General features: G+C 70.7%; 19 protein-coding genes. 7 read left to right on the top strand and 12 right to left on the bottom strand.

Going from position 1 to position 21,135, the window contains the following annotated elements; all coding sequences use genetic code 11:
- Positions 1-28: 28 nt before the first annotated feature.
- Both INP57_RS21025 and INP57_RS21020 read right to left on the bottom strand, forming a co-directional pair.
- Positions 29-1,108, bottom strand: coding sequence for an Ldh family oxidoreductase (locus INP57_RS21025; RefSeq protein WP_200072003.1), 1,080 nt, complete (start codon positions 1,106-1,108; stop codon positions 29-31).
- Positions 1,109-1,378: 270 nt separating this feature from the next.
- Complete coding sequence (locus tag INP57_RS21020; protein WP_200072002.1) at positions 1,379-2,557, bottom strand: ROK family transcriptional regulator; 1,179 nt, start codon at positions 2,555-2,557, stop codon at positions 1,379-1,381.
- Positions 2,558-2,678: 121 nt separating this feature from the next.
- Here INP57_RS21020 and INP57_RS21015 point away from each other — a divergent pair, with 121 nt between their 5' ends.
- Complete coding sequence (locus INP57_RS21015) at positions 2,679-5,441, top strand: glycoside hydrolase family 3 C-terminal domain-containing protein (RefSeq protein WP_200072001.1); 2,763 nt, start codon at positions 2,679-2,681, stop codon at positions 5,439-5,441.
- Between the two features lie 336 nt (positions 5,442-5,777).
- The gene (gene xylA / locus INP57_RS21010) at positions 5,778-6,932 is read left to right on the top strand and encodes a xylose isomerase (RefSeq protein ID WP_200072000.1); all 1,155 of its coding nucleotides are present in this window, start codon (positions 5,778-5,780) and stop codon (positions 6,930-6,932) included.
- Positions 6,933-6,981: 49 nt separating this feature from the next.
- On the opposite strand, the gene INP57_RS21005 is transcribed toward xylA, so the two are convergent.
- On the bottom strand, positions 6,982-7,476 hold the full coding sequence (locus INP57_RS21005) for an MmyB family transcriptional regulator (protein ID WP_200071999.1): 495 nt from the start codon (positions 7,474-7,476) through the stop codon (positions 6,982-6,984).
- 78 nt (positions 7,477-7,554) lie between these two features.
- Positions 7,555-8,628: a glycoside hydrolase family 18 protein gene (locus tag INP57_RS21000; RefSeq protein WP_233627975.1), complete on the bottom strand. Its 1,074-nt coding sequence runs from the start codon at positions 8,626-8,628 to the stop codon at positions 7,555-7,557.
- 693 nt (positions 8,629-9,321) lie between these two features.
- Between INP57_RS21000 and INP57_RS20995 the strand changes: the two genes are divergently transcribed.
- The 5 genes from INP57_RS20995 to INP57_RS20975 all read left to right on the top strand — a co-directional run bounded on the left by INP57_RS20995 (position 9,322) and on the right by INP57_RS20975 (position 13,832).
- Positions 9,322-9,627, top strand: coding sequence for a hypothetical protein (locus tag INP57_RS20995; protein WP_307850195.1), 306 nt, complete (start codon positions 9,322-9,324; stop codon positions 9,625-9,627).
- Positions 9,617-10,870, top strand: coding sequence for a cupin domain-containing protein (locus INP57_RS20990; RefSeq protein WP_307850194.1), 1,254 nt, complete (start codon positions 9,617-9,619; stop codon positions 10,868-10,870). Before INP57_RS20995 ends, INP57_RS20990 begins: the two co-directional genes overlap by 11 nt.
- A complete protein-coding gene (locus tag INP57_RS20985) occupies positions 10,867-11,751 on the top strand; it encodes a sucrase ferredoxin (protein WP_200071998.1) in 885 nt (294 codons plus the stop codon). Before INP57_RS20990 ends, INP57_RS20985 begins: the two co-directional genes overlap by 4 nt.
- A gap of 147 nt (positions 11,752-11,898) precedes the next feature.
- Complete coding sequence (locus tag INP57_RS20980) at positions 11,899-12,903, top strand: 1-aminocyclopropane-1-carboxylate deaminase (protein ID WP_200071997.1); 1,005 nt, start codon at positions 11,899-11,901, stop codon at positions 12,901-12,903.
- A 455-nt stretch (positions 12,904-13,358) separates the two neighbouring features.
- Positions 13,359-13,832, top strand: coding sequence for an XRE family transcriptional regulator (locus INP57_RS20975; RefSeq protein ID WP_200071996.1), 474 nt, complete (start codon positions 13,359-13,361; stop codon positions 13,830-13,832).
- Here INP57_RS20975 and INP57_RS20970 read toward each other — a convergent pair.
- From INP57_RS20970 to INP57_RS20935, 8 genes are read right to left on the bottom strand one after another with little or no spacing between them, the layout of a single operon-like run.
- A complete protein-coding gene (locus tag INP57_RS20970; RefSeq protein ID WP_200071995.1) occupies positions 13,774-14,622 on the bottom strand; it encodes a TIGR03619 family F420-dependent LLM class oxidoreductase in 849 nt (282 codons plus the stop codon). The two genes, INP57_RS20975 and INP57_RS20970, sit on opposite strands and share 59 nt — an antisense overlap.
- Positions 14,623-14,637: 15 nt before the next feature.
- Positions 14,638-15,828, bottom strand: a complete 1,191-nt coding sequence (locus INP57_RS20965; protein ID WP_200071994.1) for an MFS transporter — start codon at positions 15,826-15,828, stop codon at positions 14,638-14,640.
- 30 nt (positions 15,829-15,858) lie between these two features.
- Positions 15,859-16,644 carry an alpha/beta fold hydrolase gene (locus INP57_RS20960; RefSeq protein ID WP_200071993.1) on the bottom strand — a complete coding sequence of 262 codons (786 nt, stop codon included), beginning with the start codon at positions 16,642-16,644 and terminating at the stop codon, positions 15,859-15,861.
- A 26-nt stretch (positions 16,645-16,670) separates the two neighbouring features.
- Positions 16,671-17,735, bottom strand: a complete 1,065-nt coding sequence (locus INP57_RS20955) for a zinc-dependent alcohol dehydrogenase (RefSeq protein WP_200071992.1) — start codon at positions 17,733-17,735, stop codon at positions 16,671-16,673.
- A gap of 8 nt (positions 17,736-17,743) precedes the next feature.
- Complete coding sequence (locus INP57_RS20950; protein WP_200071991.1) at positions 17,744-18,928, bottom strand: acyltransferase family protein; 1,185 nt, start codon at positions 18,926-18,928, stop codon at positions 17,744-17,746.
- A 13-nt stretch (positions 18,929-18,941) separates the two neighbouring features.
- A complete protein-coding gene (locus tag INP57_RS20945) occupies positions 18,942-19,601 on the bottom strand; it encodes an HAD-IA family hydrolase (RefSeq protein WP_200071990.1) in 660 nt (219 codons plus the stop codon).
- Positions 19,601-20,380 carry a TIM barrel protein gene (locus tag INP57_RS20940; protein ID WP_200071989.1) on the bottom strand — a complete coding sequence of 260 codons (780 nt, stop codon included), beginning with the start codon at positions 20,378-20,380 and terminating at the stop codon, positions 19,601-19,603. The genes INP57_RS20945 and INP57_RS20940 overlap by 1 nt, the downstream gene beginning before the upstream one ends.
- Positions 20,377-21,126 carry an SDR family NAD(P)-dependent oxidoreductase gene (locus INP57_RS20935; protein ID WP_200071988.1) on the bottom strand — a complete coding sequence of 250 codons (750 nt, stop codon included), beginning with the start codon at positions 21,124-21,126 and terminating at the stop codon, positions 20,377-20,379. Before INP57_RS20935 ends, INP57_RS20940 begins: the two co-directional genes overlap by 4 nt.
- Positions 21,127-21,135: the final 9 nt, after the last annotated feature.

Below are 21,135 nucleotides of genomic sequence, written 5' to 3'. Positions count from 1 at the left end.
GCCGCTGCGGCTCCATCAGGTCCGGCGCTCAGGTCCAGTCGTCCACATCGGACGCCACCCCCGCCCGCTCGGCCACGGCGCGCAACTGCTCGGCCAACGTGTCCGGGATCGGAATTCCGGATCCGTTGCGTTCGTCGCGGGTGGCGGCCTCCGCATCACCCGCGACAAGCACGGGAGCGGACGGGTCGAGTGGCGGCGTCTCGTGCAACAGATCGATCGCGTCGTCCAGGTCGTCCTCGAACATGCCTTGCGGGCGGAAGAACTCAGGATCGAGCGCGAGGAAGAAGTGCCCGATGTTGTGGGGGTCCTCGGGTTCGCGCAGAGCGGGAAAAGCTCCACCGCAGAGGGTCGCTCCGAGAATGTGCGCCATCATGGCGAGGCCGTAGCCCTTGTGGCTCGACATCTCCGGTGTTCCGCCCAGCGGTGTGAGCCCGCCGAGATCGTCCTCCCGAAGGATGCGCAACGCCGTCCCCGCGTCGTCGACCGGCGTGCCGTCAGCGTCCGTGACCCAGCCGGTCGGCAACGGCGCCCGGTGGTAGTCGTAGACCTTGACCTTGTTCACCGCGGCCGTGCTCGTGGCGATATCCAGCATGAAGTTGGGATTCCGGCGCGCAGAAGCGGCGAAAGCGAGCGGGTTGGTCGCAAGCCTGGGTGCGGCCGAGCCGGTCGGCGCCACGGACGGAAGGCTCGCCGAGCTGGTGACCAGCCCGATTAAGCCTTCGGCGGCTGCCATCTCGGCATAGTGGCCGGCAGCACCGAAATGATGGGAGTTCACGACCGACGCCACACCGACCGCGTTGGTGCGAGCTTTCTCGATGGCCTTGCGCATCGCGAACACGCTCGCGGGGTGTCCGATCCCGCCCCCTGCGTCGACCAGCGCCACCGACGCGTTCTCCCGCGTCGCCGTGGGCCGCGCACGGAGGTCGAGGCGCCCGGATTCCCGGAGCTTCTCGTACGTCATCAACATGGACACGCCATGGGAATCGGTTCCGGCCAGATCAGTGGCTGTCATGACGTTGGCCGTGGTCTCGGCCAAATCGGCGTCCATACCCCACGCGGTGAGCACGTCGGTGATGAGCCGATGAATCCGATCAGCAGAAATGCGCATTGGATGTCTCCTTGAGATGCCCCCGGCGGTGTCGACGCTGTCCGGCTGCGGTTGCCGCGCGAGCAGTACGTGCGAAATCGTCTTCGCCCGAACGCTCGAAGACGTCGGCCGCCAGGTGGGATCCGATCTGCAGGCTCGAGGTGGCTGCGGGTGACGGTCGGTGGGTTGGTTCCGCGCATGAGTGAACCGCATCGACGAGATCGACGTGCCACGTGACCGAGAACCGGCTTCAGACCGGGGCGACGACCTGGTGCGCGGTTGTCCGGAGGATCAGTCGAAGCGGGTCAGGTACTGGTCGACGGCCGCTTCGGCCGCGCCGAGCAGTCCGCCGCGCTCACCCAGCTCTGCCGGGCACAGCTGCAGCGGTACGCCCGGGCCGCGGAATTCGGCCAGCGCGGTGTCGAGGTCCGCGCGGGCGTGCTGCAACAGCGGGGAAAGCAGACCACCAAGGATGATGCGCTCCGGGTTGAAGATGTTGGCCAGGCTGGCCAGCCCCTTGGCGACCGGGGTGCACAGCGCGCGCAACGCCTCGCTGGCGTCGGTGTCGGTGGCGGAGCGGGCGAGCAAGTCGTTCAGCGCCGCGTGCCGATTCGCCGGGGCGTGCACGCCGGCGTGGCGCAGCAGTGCATCGGCGCCGATTTCGGTCTCCCAGCAGCCGCGCCCGCCGCAGCGGCACCGCCGCCCACCGGGGTCGGTGATCATGTGCCCAATCTCGCCCGCGTAGCCGGTGTGCCCGGTGAGCACCCGGTCGCTGGTGATGATGCCGCCACCGACACCGACTTCGGCGGAGACGTAGACGAGTTCGCCGCAGTAGCGGCCGGCGCCGCGGCGCTGCTCGGCCAACGCCGCTAGCCGGGCTTCGTTGCCGACGACGATCGGCAGCCGCAGCTCCGTGGATCGGCGCAATTCCGCGCTGAGGTCCAGGTCGCGCCATGCCAGGTTCGGCGCGTGCGTGACCTGGCCGTCGGCACCGCGTACGAGGCCGGCCACGGCGATGCCGAGCGCGAGCGGCTCGCCGTCGCCTCGGCGCGCGCGGTCAACGATCAGCTCGGTGATCTGGGCGAGGCTGCGCCCCGGCGCACCGGGTTCCGACTCGTGCGGCACGTGCTCCTCGTCGAGCAATGTGCCGCCGAAGCCCACGCGGCTGATGCGGATCGTGTCCACTTCGATCGCCACGGCCAGCACCTGGGCGCGGTCGGTGCTCGGGGAGACGATCCGGGGCGGGCGTCCGCGCCCGCTCTGCGAGCCTGCGGCTTCGCCTTCGGCGGCCAGACCGCGGTTGGCGAGGTCGGCGACGAGGTCGGCCACGGCGCTGCGGGTCAGCCCGGTGACCTCGCAAAGATCCGCGCGGCTGGTGGGTCCGTGCAAGTGCAGCTGCTCCAGAATCGTGCGGAGGTTGTGGCGTCGCAGGCCGGCCGGGGCACGGCCCGAGGTGGTCGAAGCAGTCACTCGTTCCTCGTTTCGGCGGGATCCCAGGTCAGTATTGCTGATCGGCCGGGGGTTGACGGCCGGGGCATTTTGTTTTTTCCTCGGTAAAATAATAATCGACCGATCAGCCCGTCCCACCGACGTGACGGACCACCTGGAGGTCATCGTGCGCACCCGAAGAAGACGACCACTCCTGCTCGCCACGGCCCTGGGCCTGTGCATCGCGTGCGCTGGGGCGAACGCCTCGGCTACCGCTGCGGCGCCGGTGTATCGCGACCCGTCGTACGCACCCGCCGAACGCGCTGCCGACCTCGTCTCCCGCATGACCGTCCAGGAGAAGGCCCAGCAGCTCACCTCCAGCCGAGCGCCCGCGATCCCGCGCCTGGGCGTCAAGGCCTACGGCTGGTGGAACGAGGCCATCCACGGCGTCTCGCGCGAGCAGACCGAGGACGGCGCCGCTCCAGCGGACCTGGTCAACACCACGTCCTACCCGGTGAGCCTGTCGATGGGATCCACCTGGGATCCGGAACTCGTGCACGAGGTCGCCGACCAGGTGTCCGACGAAGCAAGGGAGGTGGTGCGGGACAACCGCTACGACCTCAACTTCTACTCGCCGACGATCAACCTCGGCCGCGACCCGCGATGGGGGCGAAACGACGAGACCTACGGCGAGGACCCGAAACTCACCGCCGCACTGGCCACCCAGTACATCAACGGCATGGAGGGCAGGGGCCGCGACGGCGAGCCGCGGCCGGACAGCGGCGGCTACCTCAAGACCAGCACCACGATCAAGCACTTCGCGGCGAACAACAGCGAGTACAACCGCACCACCGGATCGTCCGACATGGACGAGAGCACGCTGCGGGAGTACTACGCGAAACCCTTCGAGCAGGTGCTCGAACAAACCCGCCCAGCGTCGATCATGACCGCCTACAACCGTGTCAACAACGTGCCCGCCACGGCCAGCACGCACCTGATCGACACGCTGGCGCGCAAGACGTTCGGATTCCGCGGCTTCCTGACGACCGACTGCGATTCGGCGCGGGAGATGCAGCACGGGCACCACTGGCAGCCGCCAGGCCACGACGAGCCCGTCGGCCCCGTGGAACGCAACGCCTACGCCAACGCGGCCGGTGTTGATCTGAACTGCAACCAGGGCCTGCACGACGAGCACCACTACGGCAACACGCTGCCCACCGCCGTCGAACTCGGCACACCCACCGCGAACGGCACCTACACCGAGGATTTCCTGGACGCCTCGCTGGTGCGGCTGTTCACCAACCGCATCCGGCTGGGCGAGTTCGACGACGATGCGAACAACCCATGGGTGCAGCAGGCCCGGGAACGTGTCCCCCGCGGCAGCTGGGAGAACTCCGAGGCCAACAAGGCCGTCACGCAGACCGGCGAGCGACTCGACCTCGCCCGGCGCGCGGGCAGCGAAGCTCTCGTGCTGCTCAAGAACGGCTCGACCAGCGCTGGAAAGCAGCTATTACCGCTCGATGTGCCGCGCAGCGGGCCGTTCCGAGTCGCCGTCATCGGCGACTACGCCGCCCCGGAGCAGATGTACCTGGGCGGCTATTCGAGCGAGCAGGGGCCGTCCGGCCGGGCCAACAGCGTCAACGGGCTAGAAGGCGTCAAGCAGGCGATCGAGCGGATCAACCCGCAGGCGACCGTGGACTTCCTGCCCGGTACTGATCCGAAGGATCCCGCGCGGGCCAACGCCGAGTCGATCCGCAAGGCTGCGGACTACGACACCGCCGTGGTCTACGCGGGCACCGACGACGACCACGCCGAGGAGGAGAAGGACCGCGCGACTCTGCAACTGCCCGAGCCGCAGACGGAACTGATCGAAGGCGTGGCGCACCGCAACCCGAACACGGCGGTGTACCTGGAAACCGTTGGCGCGGTCGACGTCACGCGCTTCGCCGACGACGTGCCGGCGATCCTCTGGAGCTCTTACAACGGGCAGCGCAAGGGCCAAGCCCTCGCCGACGTGCTCACCGGCGAGCACAACCCGAGCGGGCACCTGCCGTTCACGTGGTATCGCGGTGACGCGCAGCTGGGCAGGCTCGGCGACTACGACATCCGGCCGCACCAAGGCCATCCCGGCAGCACCTACCAGTACTTCCGGGGCGAGCCGTCCTACCCCTTCGGCCACGGTCTCAGCTACAGCGACTTCGACTACGGCGAGCTGCTCCTCGACCGGGACCACATCGACGCCGACGGAACCGCGACCGCGCGAGCCACGATCACCAATCGCTCGGACACGGCCGGGTCCGATGTCGTGCAGCTGTACTCGAGCTCGCTGCAGCGTGCCGGCGGTTCCCAGCAACGGAGCGGGAACGACCCGCGCCCGGACAAGCGCTTGGCGGCCTTCCAGAAGGTACGGCTCGAACCGGGCGAGAGCAGGGAGGTCACCTTCCGGGTTCCCGCGCGCGATCTGGCCTTCTTCGACGAGCAGCACGACCGCTACGCCGTCGATGACGCCTACCGCCTACAGCTCGCCGGCTCCAGCACTGACGTCGCCGACGAGCGGCGTCTGAACGTCACAGGCGAGCTCGTGCCGAAGCCGCAGTCCGTCGCGGTGACGCCGCAGGCCACCGGTGATCCGGAGGACAGCAACGCCTCCCGGGTGATGTACGAGCCGGGAACCGACATCGATCCCCGCCTGACGGTGGCGATGTCGGACGGGACCCGACGTGGTTACGACGCCGAAGGCACCGCTGCGCAGTTGCCTCCGGGGATGCGCATCAGCTACGAGTCCAACCGGCCCGAGGTGGTGCGGGTCGACCAAGCCGGTGTGCACGCAGGCTCGGCCGGTGTCGCCACGGTGACCGCGACCGTCGAGTACCGCGGCCGGACGCAGCAGACATCGTTCACCGTCCGCGTCGGGAACGGCTCGTGATCGGGCAGCCGAGCCGACGCCTCCACGAATGCGGGGATCGACGAGTCCAGCTCGCTGCTGCTGAGCTCTTCCGCCTCCCGCCCTGGCAGTGCCCGCAACGGCCCAGTGCGTGGCGAACTTCCTCATTGCCGCAACGTTCCCACCGCTTTCAGAGATCAGCCTGCCGATGACCTGTCTCGGCTGCACCGCTTTCGCAGCGGTGTCGGTGCGGTTCGTCCTCGAGCGGGTTCCCGAGACCAAGGGCCTCTCGAGGACGTGGACCGCACCGCGCTGGCGCGGCCGGGCTGCTCCCGGCCGCGTCGTCCGCACCCCGTCGACATCACGCGAGGAGAGCGCATGGACCTCACACCGACCCCCCAGGACCGTTTCGCCTTCGGCCTGTGGACCATCGGCTGGCGCGCCGACGATCCGTTCGGCGCCCCGACCCGCGAGCACCTCGACCCGGTCGAGGCGGTGCACGGGCTCGCCGGGATCGGCGCGTACGGCATCACGTTCCACGACGACGACCTGATCCCGTTCGGTACGCCCGCCGCGGAACGCACGGCGATCATCGAGCGGTTCGGCAAGGCGCTGGCCGAAACGGGCCTGGCGGTGCCGACCGCGACCACGAACCTGTTCGGACATCCGGTGTTCAAGGACGGCGCACTCACCGCCAAGGACCGGGACGTCCGGCGGTTCGCTCTGCGCAAAGCGGCTCGCAACATCGACTTGGCCGCCGAGCTGGGGGCGCAGACCTACGTGTTCTGGGGCGGCCGCGAGGGTTCGGAGGCCGAAGCCGCCTACGACCCGACCGCCGCCCTCGAGCGCTACCGGGAGGGCCTCAACGCGCTGACGCACTACGTCAAGGAGAAGGGCTACCAGCTGCGGTTCGCCGTGGAACCCAAGCCGAACGAGCCGCGCGGCGACATCCTGCTGCCGACCATCGGCCACGCCCTGGCCTTCATCCAGACCCTGGAGCACCCGGAGATGGTCGGCGTCAATCCCGAGGTCGGCCACGAGCAGATGGCCGGACTCAACGCGGTGCACGGCTACGCCCAGGCGATGTGGCAGGGCAAGCTGTTCCACATCGACCTCAACGGCCAGCACGGCCCGCGCTACGACCAAGACCTCGTTTTCGGGCACGGCGATCTCATCAACGCGTTCTTCCTCGTGGACCTGCTCGAGAACGGCGGCTACGACGGCCCCCGCCACTTCGACTACAAGCCGCTGCGCACCGAGGACAGGGCCGGCGTGTGGGAAAGCGCGCGCTCCAACATGCGCACCTACCTGGCGCTGCGCGAACGGGCGCGGCAATTCCGCCAGGACCCGGAGGTCGCCCGAGCCCGGAAGGCCGCCCGCCTCGACCAGCTGTCGGTGCCCACTCTGGACGGGGACGAGACCGTCACCAGCGTCCTGTCCGAGGAACTCGACGTGGAAGCGGCGGCCGAGCGGGGCGGCGCGAACGCCCGGCTGCAGCAACTGGCCGTCGAACACCTGGTAGGAGTGCGCTGACCAGCTCCCTGGTCGCGGGTATCGATTCGCGACCCGGTTCCGGTGTTGCCTACTCGACCAGTGTTTGGGTGCCGAGCACGGTGGCCAGGGCGAGACGTTCGGCGTCCTCGGTCTCGGGCTCGGCTGTGTAGATCATGATGTGCAGGTCGCTGCCCGCCACCGTGAGCACGTCGCAATCCAGCGTCAGCGGCCCGATGTGCGGGTGATCGATGGTCTTGCGCGCGGCCTCGTGGCGGCCGACGGCGCCGGACTCCCAGAGCTCGGCGAATCGGCTGCTCTGCGCGTGCAGCTCGGCGATCAGGCGCCGGAGTCGAATAGCCGCCGGTGGAGCCGTCGGACGAGCGCAACGCCGTGTGGCGGAACTTCCTGGGTCCTGCCGGCAAGAGTCCGGCACACGCCGGAATCCCGGCGAGCACTCGAAGCCGCGCTGGTCGCCGACCTGCGCGCGGCCGCCGCCCGCTACCCGGCCGACCAACGACGCCCACGGGGCGCTGCCCTGGTAATGCAATCGGGTGGCCCACGAACCGTGCAGGTCGTGAGCCACCCGGGTGCCTGCGCTCGCGGCAGCGCACGGCGAGAGCGGGTGGTCGCTAGCAGCCCCGCGACCACTCCTGCTTCCGCGTCAGCCGCCGGCGACCGGCTGCGCCGGTGCGGGCGGTGCTGCGGTGGCGAACCGCGCGGTCAACTTGGTGAAGTCCCACGGCTGCTGCGGCACGCTGCTGCACGTGCCCGAGGTCTGGCCGCTGTCGGGCTGGTCGCACTGGCGGTCCCGGTTGAGCGACCAGAACGTGTACCGGGAGAACCCGCGGCCGAGCGCGTAGTCCAGCACCGCCTGCATGTCCTGCTGGCGGTAGTACTCGCCCGCGTCCGATCGCCCGTTCATCAGCGAAGCGCCCTCGTGCGCGTACGCGGTGGCGTCGTCCCAGCCGAACGTGGTCATCAAGGCGCGGTGGAACGCTTCGAGCGAGGCGATCTGGCGGTCGGCGTCCGGGAACCCGTTGAACGGCATGATCGCGTAGTTGTTCGGCACGAAGTTCAGCGCCTTGGCCGCGTCCAGCAGGCCCTGCCCGGCAGGGGTCGTGCCGGTCGCGGACGCGACGGTCGTCACCGAGACGTACAGGCCGGGGTTGTTCCGCTGCAGGATCTGGGCCGCCGCGAGCTCGTTGCGGATCGCGCCGGGCTGCCCGATCTCCGGCTCTTCCAGGTTGAAGTCGATCGCCCGGAGCCGGTGCGCGTCGATGACCTGCTGGTAGGCCGCGGCCGTGGCTTCCGGCGTGCCGCAGGTCTGGCCGAGGTTCGTCCCGCCGTAGCCGCCGACGGACACGGAGACGTCACCACCCGCCGCGCGAACGCCGTCGATCGTGTTCGCCGCTGCGTCGTCCGCGGAAACCGGGGCCGTGCCGTCCCAAGTGGGCCGGCACCCGCCGCTCTTCGGGGCGAGCACGAACGCCAGCTGGAACGTCTTCTGCCCGGTGTCGTGCAGCACTCGGGCCAGGTCCGGCGGATCGCCGTACATCGGCGTCACGTACGGCGCCGCCCCGTACCACCGGGCATCCAACGGCGGCGGCTCCGCGGCGCGGGCTGCTGCCGACGACGTCATCGCCCCCGGGCCGGGTGGCGACACCGCCAGCAGGGTCACGAGCCCCGCTAAGCCCAGCACGCCCACCAGCGTGCCGAGTTTCCAGGACGAACGCATTTCTCCTCCAAATCGGGCAGGTTGGGCGCACCGCCGCGCCGTCACAGCTCATCACCGGCGCCAGCCCGGCAGATCGCGACGAGGGGCCCGGAAAGCGCTTTGCGGGGATTCCACTCACGGAGTCGCAGGATTCGGGGAAAGCACGCTGCCCCTCCCGGACCCATCGCCGGCGACTCGCGGAGCACGCGTGGCGGTCGCCGACCACGGCTCGGGGTGCTTCGAACGTTTCGCTTGAGGTGGCAGCCGGCGACGACCGCCTGGTGCAGCACCGGAAACACCACAGTGGACGGACCCGGTTCCGGAGCCTGCTGCGACCGGTGAAGTGTTGCGTCGGTCGCGTGGGCGATGCTGCGCCGGTGGGTCAGCGCGGGTGTGGATCGCCTGCACGACGCCGATTCCGTCGTACCGCTCAACTGGGGAGAGGACGCGGGCCTGCTCGCCCGCTCGCACAGGCGGAACTTCCGGACGCTGGCGAGCACCGACGAGCCTGTGCGTACCAACGCGCGCTTGCACGGACGGGATCGCCGAGAACCCCCGTTCACTGGCGCCCCAGTTCCGATATCGGCCCTCAACCGTCGCATCGACGTGCCGGAGGTGCTTGGGCCTCTCCGCCGTGCTGCGGCATAGCCCCCGCGAGCCCCGGGTATTCGAATAGGGCACCACTGCGGTGCACACGACGCGAGGAGGTTGTCAGTGGCACTCGACGACGATGACATGCGGACTACGGGCGGCGGCGGCACTGAGGGTCCGGCCGATTCCGGAGCGGGTCGCGGCACGCCGGGACAGCACGACGGCGGCGCCGACGGCGGAGCCGACTCGGGTGCCGAAGGACCCGCCGACTCCGGAACGGGACGCGGCACCCCCGGACAGCACGACGGCGGCGCCGACGGCGGAGCCGACTCCGGTGCCGAAGGACCCGCCGACTCCGGAACGGGACGCGGCACCCCCGGACAGCACGACGGCGGCGCCGACGGCGGAGCCGACAGCGGTGCCCGCTGAGATCAGCGAACCAGCGCAAGGCGCCGCCGCTCCCCCGGACGCGCTGTCCCGAATCGTCGGACCGGACGTGGACGAGTTCAGCCAGCGGCACTGGGGCCGCGCACCGCTGCTCGTGCGCGGCGCCGACCCGGACGCCTTCCGCGATGTGCTCGACCTCGACGGTGTCGACGAGCTGCTCTCCCGCCGCGGGCTGCGCACGCCGTTCCTGCGGCTCGCGCGGGAAGGCGCGGTCGTCGACTCGAGCTGGTTCACCGGCCCCGGCGGGGTCGGCGCGGAGATCGGCGACCAGGTGCACGACGACAAGGTCGCCGCGCTCTTCGGCGAGGGGACCACGGTGGTGCTGCAGGCGCTGCACCGCTGCTGGTCCGGCGTCATCGACTTCACCACGACGCTCGCCGAAGAGCTCGGCCATCCCGTGCAGGCCAACGCCTACGTGACACCGCCGACCTCGCACGGGTTCTCCGCCCACTACGACGTGCACGACGTGTTCGTGCTCCAGCTCGCCGGGGGCAAGCACTGGACAGTGCACGCTCCCGTGCACGGCGACCCGTTGCGCGATCAGCCCTGGAACGACCACGCCAGTGCCGTGGCCGATCGCGCTCGCGAGGACGCCGAGATCGACACCGTGCTTCAGCCGGGCGACGCGATGTACCTGCCGCGGGGCTGGTTGCACGCCGCGACCGCGCTCAGCGACGTCTCGGCGCACCTGACGGTGGGCGTGCACGTGATCACCAGGTTCGCGCTGGTGGAGGCGCTGACCGCGCGTTGCGCGCAGGACCCGGAGCTGCGCGCGTCGCTGCCGCTGGGCATCGACGTGGCGGACCCGGAACAACTCGCCCCGCATCTCGACGCCGTGCGCACGGCGTTGGCCGCTGCGCTGCAGGACGTGTCCGCCGAGGACGCCGCGCGCCACGTGCGCGGCAAGGTCTGGTCGGGTGGCCGCCCGGAACCGATCCGGCCGGTGGCCGGTGCCGCTTTCGCCGACGGCTTGGCGGTCGGTGACGCCGTCCGACGGCGCACCGGGCTGCACCACCGGCTGCTCGAAGGCCACGACCACGTCGTGCTGGAGCTGCCGGACCGGCAGATCTCGCTGCCCGCGGCCACCAGCGCGCCGCTGCGCGCGCTGCTGACCGGCGGCACGTTGCGCGTGGGAGACCTGCCCGAAGCCGACGAAGCCGACCAGTTGGTACTGGTGCGCCGACTGCTGCGGGAAGGCGTGCTCGTACCGGCGTCCATGACGTGACGGAGTCGCTAGCACCGACGTGGCCGCGCTGCTCCTTCGTGGCCGAGGCGGCGGGCGACCCGCTGGAGGGATCCGCGCCGCCCGCGCAGCGATGGTTCCTGGTCGAGCATCCCGGCCCGTGGGGACGCGACGCGCTGACCGGGTCCGGCATCCATCCCGGTGCCGTGACCGCTCTTTCCGAGTGGGCGGCCACCTGGAACGCGCGGCTGGTCCTCGTGCGCAAACCGGGACGCGAAGAACGGAACAGGCCCAGGCGCCGCTGGTTCCGAGTGGACTCCCGCCCGGGCCACGAGTCGATCCGCACCGGCGAATTCACCGCGGACGCGGAACTGCCCGCCGCCGTCGGATCACCCGGTGAGCCCCTGGACGGCCCGCTGACGCTGGTCTGCACCCACGGCAGGCACGACACGTGCTGCGCGGTGCGCGGGCGTCCGGTGGCGGCCGCGCTCGCCGCGGCCGAGCCGGAGAGCACCTGGGAGTGCAGCCACGTCGGCGGCTGCCGGTTCGCACCCGCAACGGTCCTGCTACCGCACGGCTACCTCCTCGGCAGCGTTCCGGTTCCGGACGCGCTCGCGGCCGTGCAGGACTACGGCGCCGGGACGCTCGACCCGCGCTGGGTACGCGGCCGCTCCTCGCTGTCCCCTGCGGCTCAGGCCGCGCAGCACCACGCGCGGGCGGCCACCGGAACCACCGGCGTCGACACCCTGCGCCTAGTCAGCGCCGAACCCGACGGGGAAACCGGCTGGCGGGTGCGCCTCGCCGAACCCGACTGCACGGTGCTGCTGCACGAGCGCTGGCTCGACACCGGACGGCCGCTGACCTGCGCGGCGACCGCTCCGGGCCGGATGCGCGTGTTCGACCTCGTCCGACTGCTCCGCTGACCGACCGCCGGTCGGGGCGACGCAGCACTCGGATCGAGACTCCGACACCTGCCAGCGGCGAACCGCCTCGCTCACCGGGCTTCTCGTTCGCCCGGCAAGCCCGCATCATCGAGCCGGCTCACCCCTCGACCCGACTAGGAGATTCGCGTGCCCGTCGACGAGTTCCCCCGCTATCCGCTGCTTTTCGGCCCCAGCCCGGTGCATCCGCTGGAACGGCTGACCGCGCACCTGGGCGGGGCGAAGATCTGGGCCAAGCGCGAGGACTGCAACTCCGGTCTGGCCTACGGCGGCAACAAGACCCGCAAGCTCGAGTACATCGTCCCGGACGTGCTGGCCTCCGGCGCCGACACGCTCGTCTCGATCGGCGGGTACCAGTCGAACCACACCCGGCAGGTCGCCGCGGTCGCGGCGAAGCTCGGCCTCAAAGCGCGCCTCGTGCAGGAGAACTGGGTCAACTGGCCCGACGCGGTCAACGACAAGGTCGGCAACATCCTCCTGTCGCGGCTCATGGGAGCCGACGTACGACTGGACCCGGCGGGGTTCGACATCGGCATCCGCGATTCCTGGGAGCGCGCGATGGAAGAAGTCCGCGCTGCGGGCGGAATCCCCTACGGAATTCCGGCCGGCGCCTCGGAGCACCCGCTGGGCGGGCTCGGGTTCGCGAACTGGGCGCGCGAGGTCGCCAGCCAGGAGGCCGAACTCGGCGTCCACTTCGACACGATCGTCGTGTGCACCGTGACCGGGTCCACGCACGCGGGCATGATCGCCGGGTTCGCCGAGCAGGACGGGCCGCGTCGCGTCATCGGGATCGACGCATCGGCCACGCCGGCCAGCGCACGGGACCAGGTCGACCGGATCGCCCGCAACACCGCCGAGCTCAGCGGGCTCGAGCGCGAACTCCGGGACGACGAGATCACCGTGCTCGAAGGCTGGGCGGGCGATCGCTACGGCATCCCGGTGCGATCCACCCTCGACGCGATCCGAACGTCCGCCGAACTGGAAGGCATGATCATCGATCCGGTCTACGAGGGGAAGTCGATGGCCGGTCTGATCGACCTCGTGCGCTCGGGCGAGATCGGAGCCGATTCCAACGTCCTCTACGCCCATCTCGGCGGTCAGCCTGCCTTGAACGCCTACGCCGGCGCCTTCTGAGGTTGCTGGACTTCACCGGCGCCGGGCACCTCGCCCGGCGTTGACAGCGGCGCGCGGAGCGCTGCATACTGCCACCTCCAGTACCCGTTACTTCCAGTAACACGCGGAGCCGGTCACCCGTCGCACCGCCGAACCGACCTGGACACCGAGCCGTACGTGCGCCAGATCGCCTGGATGTTCCGCAAACTCCTGGGCAACCGCGGCCACACCGACGCACGCGCCCAGGATTGGGTGGTGGAACGGGTCGGTCGGGTGCAGCTGGTCGCGCAATGTGGGCGTCCGGGGTGGCGGCCACCCGAACAGCGCGGGCAAGAACCAACGGCGCCCGGAACCGGATGCCACGCGGCACATCCGCGCTGCCTGCGGTTTTGGCTCCCGCGCCCGCGGGCGGTCCCCGATGGCCGCGAGGTCAGCTAATCTGGCAGTGGAGGTAGTTCGTTCGGGTGGAGGTACTCATGAACCGGGCCGCCGACCCCGCCGAGCAGCTGCCGAAGACGCTGGCGGACAAGCTCGGGTACCTGATCGACATCCACGTGCGGCAAGCCGACCAGCGCGGGGACGGCTCCGGGCGGTGGCCGACCTTCGAGAAGCTGGCCGCGGAGATCAGCGAGGCTACCGGCAAGTCGATCTCGCACGGCTACCTGCACCAGCTGTGCCGCGGTCACCGCGACAACCCGACGCTGCACCACCTGCAGGGGCTGGCCGAGTTCTTCCGCGTGCCGGTGGCGTTCTTCACCGACGACGAGAGCACCCGTGAGATCATCGCGCAGTACGAGCTCGTGCTGGCGATGCGCAGCAGCCGGATCCGCGAGATCTGCACCTACGCCCCGCTGCTCGACGGGGAAGGGCTGGACGAGGTCACCGCGCTGGTCAAGTCCTTGGCCATCGGCCGGCAGAGTTCCGCAGAACCTCGTTCGCCGCAGGGATGAACTCGGCCATCCGCTCCGGCACGCCGGCATCCGAGCCGAACCAGATCGCCGTCGCGGCGGCTCCCGCCCGCTCGTAACCGCTCACCTCCGCGAGCACCTGATCCAACTCCGCGGCCCCTCCGGTCCACGACGTGCGCACCGACGCGCGAACCGGGCGCGCCGAGTTCGCGCGCAACCAGGCGAGGTCCGCGGCGAACCGTTCCGGGCACGGGCGGATCGGCTGCCACTCGTCGCCGAGCCGCGCGGCCCGCCGCAGCGCCGGCTTCCCGGAACCGCCCACCGCGATCGGCACCGGCCCGGTCGGCACGGGTTCGAAGACGCCGCCGGGCGAACCGCAGTGCCGACCGGTGAACGCGCCGTCACCGCCGAGCAGCTGCCGGATCAGCTCGATGGCCTCGTCCGCACGCGCCGCTCGACCGGTGAACTCCGCCCCGACCGTGCTGAATTCCGCTGCGTCCCAGCCGATTCCGACGCCGAGCGTGAAACGGCCCGCGGAGATCCGCTCGATCGTCGCGGCCTGCTTGGCCACGACGAACGGGCTCCGCAACGGCAGCACCAGCACCGACGTGCCGAGCCGGATCTCGCTGGTCGCACCGGCGATGGCCGCCAGCGCGACGAGCGGGTCGAAAACGCCTCCGTAGCTGCCCGGTTCGTACCGCCCGGGAGGCAGCAGGTGGTCCGGCAACCACGCACCGCGGTAGCCGAGCCGTTCGGCCAGCACGGCCAGTTCGCGGAGTTCGGTGAACGGCATGTCCGGTGTTTCCGCCGGAAGGATCAGGTGCAGCTGCACCGGGAGTTCCTCCTGTCAGCCGGCCGTCGCGGGCACGGCCGTCCGCTTCTGCGCGCCGTGTCCGAGCAGGTACGAACCCGCGGTCAGGGCCAGGCTCGCGCCGCACACGACCGCGGAGGTCAGCAGCACCGACCGGGTTCCCATCCCGAGGTCGATGACCTGGCCGCCGAGCCACGCTCCGAGGCCGTTGCCGAGGTTGAACGCCGAGACGTTCACCGACAGCGCGAGGGTGGGTGCGGCGGCCGCGATCGTCTCGATGTGCGTTTGCAGACTCGGGATGATGGAGAACCCCGCCGCTCCGAACAGCAGCACCGCGCCCACGGCCAGGGCGGGCACCGGCGCGACCACCCAGAACAGCGCGCACACCGCGGTCAGCGTGCTCAGCAGCAGCAGCACGCCCCGGAGCACGTGCCCGTCCGCGATGCGACCGCCCGCGAAGTTCCCGCAGACCGATCCCACCCCGAACACCACCAGCAGCGCCGACATCAGCCCGGGTGCGAACCCGCTGACGTCCTGCAGGATCGGGACCAGGTAGGTCGAGGTGGTGAACACCGCGCCCTGCGCGAGCACGGTGATCACCACGGCCATCCCGAGCGCCGGACTGCCCAGTTCGCGGACCTCCGCGCGCAGGTTCGACCGCCCGGCAGGCTGCGCGCGGTCGGCGGGCGGGTGCAGGAACACCGCGATCAGCACCACCGTCACGATCGCCACCACCGCGATGACCGCGAACGTGGATCGCCAGCCGAACCGCTGGCCGACGAAGGTGCCCAGCGGCGAACCGAGCGCGTTCGCCAGGTTGAACCCGAGCGAGATCTTCGCCATCGCCGAGCCCTTCCGCCCCGGCGGCGCGATGAGCACCGCGAGGTAGAAGGCGAGGGCGACGAACGTGCCGTGGCTGGTGGCGGTGAATACCCGGGCCGCCATCAGCAGCCCGTAGTTCGGGGCGACGACGGCGACGAGGTTGCCCGCCACGAACACGGCCATCAAACCGAGCACCAGCGGTTTGCGCCGCACCCTGCTCGTCAGCAGGGTGACCGCCGGGCCGATCACCGTGACGCCGAGGGCGTAGCCGGTGACCAGCAGGCCCGCTGACGGCACGGTCACCACCAGGTCGGCCGCGACGTTCGGGAGCAGTCCGGAGATCGCCACTTCGGCGGTGCCGACGCAGAACACGCCGAGCATGAGAGCGAACACGGGAATGGGCATGGGGCGGAACCTCGTCTCCGTCCTGGTCCGTCAGTTCTCGTCGTGCAGGAAGTCGCGAACGGCGGCGACGAGTTCGTCGGGGCGTTCGGCGACCACGAGGTGCCCGCTGTCGAGTTCCAGGTAGCGGCTGCCCGGGATCGATTCGTGCAGCTGCCGGGAGTGCTCGACCGGCACGAGCTGGTCGTGGGTGCAGCCGATGACCAGCGTCGGCGCGGTGATCTTCGGCGTCAGGCCGGTGATGTCCGCGGCGAGCCCGAGGTCGATCTGCCGGTTCGTCCCGTCCGAGCACGCCGTTCCCGCCACCGCCTCCTCCAGCGCGTCGGCACCCATCCGGCTCAAGAACCCCGGCGTGAACAGCAGCAGGTTGATCATCTGCGCGTACGCCCGCGCGTCCAGATCGGCCAGCCGCCGCCACAGGTCGAACGCCAGCCGGTGCCGCGGATCGGAGGAGTCCTGCCAGCCCGCGATGAGCACCAGCCGCCGCACCAGCTCCGGATGCCGCGCAGCGACCGATGCCGCGACCACGGCGCCCAACGAGAACCCGGCCAGGTCCACCGGCTCGTCGGCGGCGTCGCGCAGCACCGCGGCGACCTGTTCGGTCAGCGCCTCCACGGTGATCGGCCGTCCGTCGTCCTCGGTCGCGCCGCTGCCCGCGTAGTCCGGGGTGATCACGGTTCGCCGGTCGGCGAAGCGCTCGACGAGGTGCCCGAAGTTCGACGCGGAATCTGCCCCGGTTCCGTGCACCAGCGCCAATCCGGGGCCGCTGCCGGAAGCCGTGTAGTACACCTTCGCCGTCGACGTGGAAACAGTGCTCACAGGTTTCATTGCTCCTTTTGCGGATTTCACCGCGCGTTCATGCGCAGCAGGATCTTCGGACGTCGGCGGCCGCTGGCGGCGAGCTGACCGAAGGCTGCGCCGACTTCGGATCGCGAATGGATCGAATCTACCAACGGTTCCAGCCGCAGCAGCCGTTTTTCCACGAATTCCAGCATGTCCGCCCAGTACCCGATTCCGGACAAGACGGCATGCAGCGTCACGTTCTTCACCACCAAGGTGGCGGCCGGAAATCCGTCGATCGCGTGGTGCGGAGTGCCGAGCTGGGCGATGCGCCCGCCGGGCGCGCACAGTTCCGGCGCGCCGCGGACGGCTGCGACCGCGCCGGATGCCTCGATCACGGCGGAGTAGGCGTCGGGCGCGGCCTGCTGCGGAGCCCCCACCTCCGCGATGCCCAGCTCCGCGGCGAGTTCCCGCGGTCCGGGCTGGGGGTCGAACACCGCGACCCGGGCTCCCAGCCCCGCGCACACTTGCGCGGCCACGAGCCCGAGCGTGCCCGCGCCCAAGACCGCCACCCGGTCCTCGCCGGTGATCTCCAGCCGCCGGACCGCGTGCACCGCGGCCGAACCGGGTTCCAGCAGCACCGCGGCAGCGTCGCCGACCGGGTCGGGAAGCCCGATCAAGGAATCCTCCGGGACTTCCAGGTAGTCGGCTGCCGCGCCCGGCTCCGCACCGAGCACCCCGATCTCACTGCGCTGCGGGCAGTACCGGGGAGTTCCCCGGGAGCAGGAGGCGCACCTGCCGCAGGGCCGGAAATTGTGCCCGGAAACGCGCTGTCCGAGCGCGAACCGCGTGCCGCCGGCACCGATGCCGACGACCCGGCCGCTCCACTCGTGCCCGAAGACGAACGGGAACGATTTCAGCCCGTCGGCGAGGTAGTTGCTGGAACCGTCGTAGAAGCCGAGGTCGGTTCCGCACAGCCCCAGAAGGCCGATCTCGACCAGGTAGTGCCCCGGGCGAGGAGCCGGCGTGACCATCCGCTGTTCGGAGATCGTCCCGGGAGCTTCCAGCACCAGTGCGGACATCTCCGCCCGCGGCGTCCGGTCCGCGGCGGCGTCGGCGGCAGTCTGCATGGAAGACCTCATTTCGCGGTGGTGGTCGGTGCGGCCGCGGGCGCAGCGGAGTCCACAGTGGAGCGAACCGCGCGGCGGCGGCCGAACCTGCGCATGACCGGTCGTTCCACGGCGGTGTAGAGCAACCACGCCCCGAGCACCGAGACGACGAGTTCCGCGAGCACGACCAGCCCCGCACCCCCGGCTCCGAAGTAGGTGTTCTCGCCCAGCAGCGCCCGCGTTCCGGTCAGCACCAGCGCGTGCACCATGTAGAAGGCGAACGAGATCTCGCCCAGCCACACCGCGAAACGCCCGCGCAACGGCGATCGCCGCCCCCGGATGTCGGCGCAGGCCGCGGCCGGGATCAGCAGCGCCAGCGGAATGATCGTGGCGGCGTTGAGGTGGAACACCCACGGCACGAACGAGGCGAGCACGTAGCTCACGGCGGTCAGCAGCGCTGCCGGACCGAGCCCGAGCCCGATCCACCGCCCGCGCAGCACGATGCGCGCCATGACGATGCCCAGCGCGAAGTCGAGCACGCGGGTGGCGGGCAGGAAGTACACCAACCAGAACTGCCAGACCGACCCGGGGGAGTTCGCCTCCGGCAGCGCGGGCTCCGCGGGCAGCAGGAACTGCGCCACGACCGCGACGCCGAACACGGCCGCGATCACGCCCGTCGCCGAAGCCCACAACCAGCGGTCCGGAATCCTGCGGATCAGCGGGAGCAGGGCCGGGAAGGACAGGTAGAACAGCAGCTCGCACCCCAGCGACCAGCTCGGCACGTTGACGCTCAGGAAGGTGTAGTAGTCGGGCATCCACGGGTGCACCAGCAGCAGGTTCGCCAGCGCCGTCCCCGCCGCGACGGTGCTGCCGCTGAACAGCAGCATCGCCAGCACCCAGGTGACCAGGTGGTTGGGCACGATCTTCACGAGTCGGCGGCGCCAGAAATCCGTGACGCTGCCCACGACGTCGCCGGACCAGGTCAGCACGAAACCGCTCAGCACGAAGAAGAAGGCGACTCCGATGCGGCCCGCGTCAGCGGTGATCGCGCTGAATGCGCCTGCTTGCGCCGGGTCGCCGAAGAAGGTCCACGGCGGCGTCGTGCAGGAGGCGTGGAAGAAGAACACGAGCAGCGCCGACAGGAAACGCATACCCGTCAGCGACGGCAATCGGGACTTCCGGTCCCGTTCGGTGATCCCCCAGTTTGCGTTCACAGCAGATCTACTCCTATCTGTTCCGGATCTGCACGAGCAGTCCGTCGTGGGTTCGCCGGTCGGTGGTGACCGAACGCAGGTCTTCGACCCGCGGAAGGCCGACCGCGGCCGGCCCGTCGTGGCCCCCGACCACGACCGGGCTCGCTCCGCTGGAGCGCGCGGCCAGCAATCCGGCGGCGGCGTCTTCGAACACGACCGCCTCCGCGGCGGTCGCTCCCAGCCGTTCGGCGGCGAGCAGGTAGCCCTCCGGATCGGGTTTCCCCGATCGGACGTCGTCGGCGCTCACCACGACGCCGGGCAGGTTCAGCCCGGCCGCGGCCATGCGCCGTTCGGCCAGTTCCCGGCCTGCCGAGGTCACGACCGCCCAGTTCGCGGCCGGCAGTTGCGACAACAGCTCCACCGCGCCGGGAACCGGCACGATTCCGTCCACATCGGACACCTCGGAAGCCACTATCCGGGCGGTCTCCGCGGCCGCGTCGGTGGCGCCCGGCAGGTGCCGGGCGACCGTCTCCGCGGTCGGCCGGCCGTGCGCATCGGCGAGCACCGTCGCACCGTCGAGGCCGTGGCGTTCGGCGAAAAGGCGCCAGGTCCGCTCGACGACCGCGGACGAGTCGACGAGCGTGCCGTCCATGTCGAACAGCAGGATCCGGGCGGTGATGACTCGCTGGTCCATCAGAATTCCTCGCTGTTCGGTGCATCGGTGAATCGGGCGGCGTACCGGCGCAACCGGGCCAGATCGCGCCGAAGCCGCGCCGCGTCGTCGTCCCGGTGGTCGTTCTCCAGCACGAGGGCGCCCACATCGGTCCCGGATCGCGCAACGGCCGCGAGCACCCGCGACGCATCTCCGCCCGGGCCGTCCTTCACGTGGATCTGGTCGGCGAGCAGCTCCGGAACGGCCGAGACGAGCCGCACCGGGTCGCCCCCGGCCGCGACCAGGTTGTAGGTGTCCAGCAGCAGGCGGAAGGAATCCGAGCCGACCGCTGTTGCCATCGCCCGCGCTTGCCGGGAGTCGAGCACGTTCTCGCTCGCCAGCAGCAGGCCGCGCGCGGCGGCTTCGGCCGCTGCCCACCGCAGCACTTCGGCGGTACTGCGCAGCGCCGCGGTTCCGTCGATGGCGCTGCGTCGGAAACTCGGCACGAACACGAGGCCGGCGCCGAGCGCGCCCGCCGCATCGAGCGCACGCAGCAGCGTGCTGCGCACAGCGGCATCGCCCGACATCAGGCCGATGTCGTTCATGGCGTTCACGGCCACTGCGAGCACCGCGACCCCGGCCCGGCAGGACGCTTCCCGGATGCGGCCGAGCCGCCCGGGACCGTCGAGCCGCTCGCCACGCCCCGGCCCTCCGAGATCGAGCTGGACGCCGTCCGCGCCGATCCGCCCGGCCAGCTCGACCGCGGCTCCCCCGCGCACCGGCAGTCGCCAATCGACGACGCCGACCAGCGGCGGGCTCACGTGGCCGGCTCCCTGCTCTGCGATTCGGGCAGACCCGCGTGCACGGAGCGCCATGAACCGTCCGGTTGCACCACCAAGTGGTCACCGTGCTGCTCGGTGCCGCGGGTGCGCAGCAGCTCCGCCGCGAGCGGCGCGAAGCAGGCGGGCCGCATGTATTCGCCGTAGTCGAAGTCCGCGGGCCGCCGACGGCGGATCCCGGGAGTGTCGACCATGCCGGAGGGCAGTACCTGCACGACCCGGAGCGCCTCGGCGCTCTCCTCCTGCGCGAGCGAGTCCAGCAAGCTCGCCGCGGCCGACTTGGTGGCCGCGTAACCGGGTCTGCCCGGGCCCGCGTTGTAGACCACCTCCGACGACACCCCCACGAACAGCCCGGGAGCGGCCTCGCGCAGGGCCGCCGACACGGCGGCCACGGTGCGCCACAGCCCGTTGAGGTTCACTTCGAGCTGGTGCAGCCACTCGGATTCGGCCACGTCGCGCAACGGTGCTCGCTTGTCCCCGTAGTGGACGGCGGAGTAGCAGGCCGCGTGCAGCGGTCCTTGCCGGACCACCTCGGCCAGCGCCCGCCTGGTGCCCGCCGGATCGGACAGGTCGATCTGCAGCCAGCCGAGCGCCGCATCGTCCGGACGGCTGCGGCTGGCCACGATCACTTCCGCGCCGGTTTCCGCCCAGGCGCCGGCGATCGCGCGTCCGATGCCGGTCGAGCCCCCGACGACCAACGCGCGCGCCGGCTCGGAAATCTGCGTCATCAAGTGCTC

Origin of the sequence: Saccharopolyspora galaxeae (assembly GCF_016526145.1) — a bacterium.
In the GTDB taxonomy this organism is placed as follows: domain Bacteria; phylum Actinomycetota; class Actinomycetes; order Mycobacteriales; family Pseudonocardiaceae; genus Saccharopolyspora_C; species Saccharopolyspora_C galaxeae.
This window is presented reverse-complemented; position numbering and strand designations above follow the sequence as displayed.